This window comes from Novosphingobium acidiphilum DSM 19966, assembly GCF_000429005.1.
Classification (GTDB): Bacteria; Pseudomonadota; Alphaproteobacteria; order Sphingomonadales; family Sphingomonadaceae; genus Novosphingobium; species Novosphingobium acidiphilum.
The window spans coordinates 1-1457 of sequence record NZ_AUBA01000053.1 but is presented as its reverse complement, the minus strand read 5'-3'; the positions used below and the strand labels follow the sequence as shown (position 1 = coordinate 1457).

Here is a 1457-nt window from a genome sequence, read left to right as displayed (position 1 = left end):
CCTGGAGGCTATTTGGTTTGAGTCATGCGACCATATCGAGGTTCTCAATGGCTGCATAGTAATTGGCTTCGGCCTCGGCGGGTGGGATGTATCCGTTCATGATGCGAAGCGCAATCGAGATCAGATTGAAACCTCCCAACAGAGCGACGAGACCTGCGCCCGCTTCATCCTTGTAGCGCACGAGAACCCACCACTGCCTTGCCTGCGTCATTGATGCCTCCTGTCAGATTGCGTTCACCGCGTTCGCCAGCTGTTCATCGCTGACCCAGCAATAACCTGCGGTCGTAGCAATGTTCGCATGGCCCATCGCTTGCTGAATCGTTGCCATGCCGATGCCAGCAGCGTTGAGCCGCGTTGCGAACGTTCTGCGGCCGCTGTGGCTGCTCGTTTTGATGCCTGCAGCCGCGTAGATCGCTTTGAAGCGAAGGCTCAGGCTGACGTTGCTGAAATGCCCGCCAGTGCGCGAGCTGCGAATGAAGGCCCGTTGATCATCAAGCTGGCTGATCTGGGCGAGATAGACGTTCAGGATCTTTCGGAGCTCGTCAGAGATGAAGACCCTGCGCGAGCGATGGCCCTTCGTCTGATGCTTGCTGAGATGAATGACATCCATAGCCTTCCCATCAAGCCCGCGAACGTCACTGATTGTCAGTGCTGCAATTTCCCCGATCCTCATACCAGCCAGGACACTGAGTGACAGAGCTGTGCGATCCCGAAGCCCGTTGCTGCCTGCGTCAGCGATCCGCATCACTCGCTTGATTTCGTCCTTCGTGAGAACCTTCGCTTTTGCCATTTTACCTGTCTCTCATAAACTTATCCGATGAGAGAAATATAAATTAATCAGTGACTTGGTCCTACCACATTCGTGCCAGACAGAAATCGTTCGAGGCCAATGACCTGAGCAATTTTCATAAACTTCCAGCGATTTGTTTATGTGACAGAGAGACGAGAGTTTGCACTCTCGTGCGGATCGGATTGAGCGTTGCTCCAATCCATCTCCGCTTTTGTTTTCATATATGATTGAAGGGGGCATTCGATTGGTTGAGCCACAATGGGGCTTGCGCCCCAAAGCAGCTCCCAGCGTTCGCATGGGTACGGTCACTGTTTCGCGCTGGTCCAAGAATGAGCAGGGTGAGCGCGTTCAGGTTCAGCACCAGCGTGTCACGCGCGCTTGGTTCTTCGCTCAGGACGGTGGGCACTATGTGCAGTGCAAGTACGGTGCGCGTCCTCTGCCGCTGAGCAAGGATGGCAACGCCGTGTTCGTGAAGCAGCTCACCGATGTCTCCAGCGTCCTGCAAGCGTTCTACGCTGCTGCTGCCGCAGGCGAGTTTGATTCAGCAATTGCAAGCGCCGCGAAGCGCGCTTCAAAGTCCTGAAATCACATCACAATCGCGTCACACTGGGCAGCGTTTCCAGCACCATGTGACAGAGTTCAAAACGGTCAAAAATCAGTTGTGATT

General features: G+C 54.5%; 3 protein-coding genes. 1 reads left to right on the top strand and 2 read right to left on the bottom strand.

Annotation, left to right across the window (positions count from 1 at the left end):
* Positions 1-22 precede the first annotated feature (22 nt).
* Positions 23-211 (bottom strand): hypothetical protein, encoded by a 189-nt coding sequence (locus G404_RS20560; protein WP_156906388.1) that lies wholly within the window; start codon positions 209-211, stop codon positions 23-25.
* A 12-nt stretch (positions 212-223) separates the two neighbouring features.
* On the bottom strand, positions 224-790 hold the full coding sequence (locus G404_RS0117390) for a tyrosine-type recombinase/integrase (RefSeq protein WP_028642175.1): 567 nt from the start codon (positions 788-790) through the stop codon (positions 224-226).
* Positions 791-1085: 295 nt separating this feature from the next.
* On the opposite strand from G404_RS0117390, the gene G404_RS19665 reads away from it, so the two are divergent.
* A complete protein-coding gene (locus G404_RS19665; RefSeq protein WP_051280921.1) occupies positions 1086-1373 on the top strand; it encodes a hypothetical protein in 288 nt (95 codons plus the stop codon).
* Positions 1374-1457: the final 84 nt, after the last annotated feature.

Coding starts and splice junctions, on each gene's coding strand:
- G404_RS20560 (WP_156906388.1), bottom strand. CDS start 211: ATGACGCAGGCAAGGCAGTGGTGGGTTCTCGTGCGCTACAAGGATGAA.
- G404_RS0117390 (WP_028642175.1), bottom strand. CDS start 790: ATGGCAAAAGCGAAGGTTCTCACGAAGGACGAAATCAAGCGAGTGATG.
- G404_RS19665 (WP_051280921.1), top strand. CDS start 1,086: ATGGGTACGGTCACTGTTTCGCGCTGGTCCAAGAATGAGCAGGGTGAG.